This is a genomic window from Bacillus spongiae (assembly GCF_037120725.1).
GTDB classification, from domain to species: Bacteria; Bacillota; Bacilli; order Bacillales; family Bacillaceae_K; genus Bacillus_CI; species Bacillus_CI spongiae.
Genome location: NZ_JBBAXC010000039.1, coordinates 1 through 3836, shown reverse-complemented (window position 1 = coordinate 3836; position 3836 = coordinate 1). Strand labels below are relative to the sequence as shown.

Below are 3836 nucleotides of genomic sequence, written 5' to 3'. Positions count from 1 at the left end.
GGCTTTAATCCATTTATAAATTGTGACTTCAGATACGCCATATTCGCTACTTAAAGAACTCACCGATTGACCTGAATGATAAAGTTCGACCACCATTTTCTTAAAATCTTCACTATAATTACGACTGTTTTTTGATGCCATACCGGACACTTCCTCTCTTATATTAATCATAGAGAGTTAACTAATCGGTGTCCATAAAACTATACTAACTCCAAGGTACTTAACGTAGGCTTTACTGTGTTTTTGTTGGTAGAACTCCTTTTAGATTATTAATAGTATTATATAATTCATCTAGTTTCGTGTAACAATCGTTTATTTTCCCTTCTCATTATGCTAGTTAAAGCATAGTAGATAGATAAGGGACAAGTTAGCAATAAATTAGTAAATATGTGCAAGCTGATATGCTCTTATAAAATAAATAAATTATATGATGGGAGACTGTTAAAAGTGATTATTGATAAAAGTACTTATCTATTAAAATCACTTATATTGAACTGAACTCCCTTTTCGCTTGGAGGGAATTAATTGAAATATGTTTACTCGTTATTTTGGTTATGTTTTATTCCATTTTTAATGAGTTGTAACCAAGAGACTGTGGATACTGAAGAGAATTTAGGATGTAAAGTTAAGAATTGTAAACTTGTTTATGATGGTGTTAATTATTATACATATGACATAGAAGAGATGGTGAATAGGGATAAAATTGATTCAACGGATAATGAATTTGAATATCGTCTCTATAATAATGATGAGTACATAACGAAGGGAAATTCTATTACTAATCGATTTAAGATTTTAAAACGAAATAATGAACAATTTCAAACAATTTATTCTCATGAAAATGATTCAGAAGCTATTTTTCCATTGGCTGTAGTTGATAGTCAGTATATTTTTGCTGTAATGGATTACTCTGGTGACGAACAATCATTTAAAGGACTATTCAAATTAAATGAAGAAAATGACCTTGAACAACTAGAGACTATGAAAAATGAAATGTCTGAAAAGATATTTGGAATTGGGATGTCTTCGGAAAATAATATGTATACATTATTGTTTGAAGATGGTCAACAAAATTTATATGAAACTAATTTATCTCTATCAAAATTTGATCTAATAGCAGAAGGTGTTTCTCAAAATTTAAGTTCCTTTGGAGAAGATATATGCTACATGAAAGATCAACAACTGTTATGTGGACAGAAGGTAATGAAAAATTTAGAACCAGTTGTTGTTTTATCTTGGGTAGTAGGTGATAAATACATCTTAGAAGTGGATGATACAGGAAATTTTGAAGTATCAGAGCTTAATGGGGGAGAAATAATTGTTAATGGTACTGACTTTATTGGGTTTGAAGAAACGCTTTCTGAAGTTAGTATTTATTGTGATGGAAAAATTGAGAAATTGGAGCTAGACACATGACGTCCATTCTGAAATTAAAGAATATAAATAAGAAATATAGACATAGTGTTCTTCTTAATTGTCATTATCAATTTGATCAAACAGGGTTATATGCGATATATGGCATAAGTGGTAGTGGGAAGTCTACTTTATTAAATATTATAGCGGGGTTTGATGCTCCTGATAGTGGAGAAGTTCAAACATATTTTAATTGCTTAGAATATGTAATGCAAGATCATATGCTATTAACTAACGTGACAGTAAGAGAAAATCTTTATATTAAGCTCAATGTAACAAAAAATAAACCAGAGGAATACGATGAAATTATTCAAAAAATAGGTGAAGACCTTAGTATAGAACGGTTAATTGATGAAAAAGTATTGGTTCTGTCTGGTGGCGAAAAACAAAGGGTTTCCATCGCCAGAGCACTATTAAATGTACCAGAAGTGATTCTTTTAGACGAACCCACAGCTAACATTGACAGTGATTTAAAAATAGGTTTGTTGGAGTTACTTCTAAACCTATCAAAAGAGCGATTAATTATTGTTACTACACATGACCCTTTAGTTAAGGAATATGCGGATAAAACGCTATACTTAGAAAGAGGAAATTTTGATGAAAAATAAAGACTTAGTGGTGAATATATTACGTAAAAAGACACATCACTTTCTAACAATCTCTTTAATTGTAATGGTAGTTTCTCTTAGTATGTTTAATTTTATATTTGCTTATTTAGCTGATCAATATCGATCGATTAATAAAGATTATTTTAATAACAGTAATGTGAAAGTCATACATGTAGAGGGTAAAGCAGAAGGAAGCTCATCCGTAGGGGTTCAATTGCAAGATGAAAATGATATTAATGATCTTTTATTAGAAAATGGGCTTTCAGATAAAGCAAAGGCTTACCCTATTTATATTTTACCTACCATTTTTGATGATTCATTAGAAAAAGGATATTCTATGTTAGGGTTAAGTGAAGAACTTGCGTTTTTAGTTGGTGATACATGTACATTAAAAGACGACAGTATTTGTATAAAGGAAACGGTAGAGGATCATATTGACTTTAAAATACCGATAATAGAAGAAAAAGACGGTGGATTTTCTTCAAATGAAGTAGTCGATAAAAGATTTATAGCAGATGAAGGGGCAAAGAATGAAAATGCTATCCTTATACAATCAATTCCTAATAATAATCAAGCCTATGTAAATGATAAAGAAGCTATAAAATTGTTGAAAACTATGTATAAAGATTCTTCAGACAGCTTTGAGTTTATTCAACAATCCCAATTGGATAAAATGATCGTATATGTTAAGGACATAAAGGATGTAGATTCAGTTGGAGAACTATTAAAAAAACATCAGTACTATACTAGCTATACTTTTAGTAGTTTTGAAAATTTTTCAGTCAACATAGGATCTAAACAAGTTATTTTAATGATCTTAAGTATCGTCTTTGTAATAACCTCTATCATTACAGCTGTCTTGTTAATGATTAACTTTCTAAGGATTCAAAGAAAAGAAATCGCTATTCTTAAGCTAAATGGTTATGACAAGAAGTCTATCGTTAAGGTTTATACCAAGCTGCAATATAATATATTTAAACTAATTTTTATTATAACGTTACTAATCTATTTGATCGTTTACTTGCTCAAGCTTGTTCCAATAAGTATTGATTTGTTTTTACTAATTATCGGTATAGATATACTTGTATTATTAATTAGTCTAAGCTTTGTGTATGTTTTAGGTATAAAGAAAACAAGTAATATGGATATGATGGAACTATTAAAAAAGGATAAAGAATTTGATTGAAACAAGCACTTGTACTGATGGTTCTGGTATAAAAATAATTTAATCTAGAAATAAATGGCCTATTTTCAACCATTGGCCATTTATGCTGCTATTCTAAACTAGGGACAGATTTCACTTGTAAGTGAGACTGTCTTTTTTTAAACATATGCCTTTTCTTCAAGTCACTTAATATAGAAAAGGCGGTATCATGATTTGAACCCTAACAATGACTGTATTCGTTTTTTAATTAAATGCTGTTTTTCTATAAATATAAAAGAAGAAATGTATATTGTAAGAATCTATGTAGAGAAATTGTATCAAGTCAATAATTATCAATGTAATGGCAAAGGTGATTGCTTCTTTCTATCAAAGGCTTTAAAAGTTTTATAAGCTATTAATTATTTAAATCAAAAACTATTAAAAAAGTTATTGACTTCATTAGTTGTCACATGCTATTATAAATGAGTCGCCAAAACGACACCAATTGAACTTTGAAAACTGAAAAGACGAAACGTCAACGTTAATTCTAAACGTAAGAACTAAGTTCTTACACAAACATGAGCAAGTCAAACTACTTTTATGGAGAGTTTGATCCTGGCTCAGGACGAACGCTGGCGGCGTGCCTAATACATGCAAGTCGAGCGGACTGA

General features: G+C 30.0%; 4 protein-coding genes and 1 rRNA gene. 4 read left to right on the top strand and 1 reads right to left on the bottom strand.

Annotated elements, in window-relative coordinates:
• Positions 1–141 (bottom strand): transposase (locus WAK64_RS22295; protein ID WP_336589165.1); only part of this gene is annotated, 141 nt, incomplete at its 3' end.
• Positions 142–525: 384 nt separating this feature from the next.
• On the opposite strand from WAK64_RS22295, the gene WAK64_RS22290 reads away from it, so the two are divergent.
• From WAK64_RS22290 to WAK64_RS22275, 4 genes are all read left to right on the top strand, one after another.
• Positions 526–1416: a hypothetical protein gene (locus WAK64_RS22290; protein WP_336589164.1), complete on the top strand. Its 891-nt coding sequence runs from the start codon at positions 526–528 to the stop codon at positions 1414–1416.
• Positions 1413–2021 (top strand): ATP-binding cassette domain-containing protein, encoded by a 609-nt coding sequence (locus WAK64_RS22285; RefSeq protein WP_336589163.1) that lies wholly within the window; start codon positions 1413–1415, stop codon positions 2019–2021. The genes WAK64_RS22290 and WAK64_RS22285 overlap by 4 nt, the downstream gene beginning before the upstream one ends.
• Entirely contained in the window at positions 2011–3207 is a 1197-nt protein-coding gene (locus WAK64_RS22280) for an ABC transporter permease family protein (RefSeq protein WP_336589162.1), read from the top strand. The genes WAK64_RS22285 and WAK64_RS22280 overlap by 11 nt, the downstream gene beginning before the upstream one ends.
• A gap of 555 nt (positions 3208–3762) precedes the next feature.
• Positions 3763–3836, top strand: a 16S ribosomal RNA gene (locus tag WAK64_RS22275); the annotation flags it as partial.

Excerpts from the sequence above, each read along its gene's own strand:
- WAK64_RS22280 (WP_336589162.1), top strand. The coding sequence starts at position 2,011 with ATGAAAAATAAAGACTTAGTGGTGAATATATTACGTAAAAAGACACAT.
- WAK64_RS22285 (WP_336589163.1), top strand. The coding sequence starts at position 1,413 with ATGACGTCCATTCTGAAATTAAAGAATATAAATAAGAAATATAGACAT.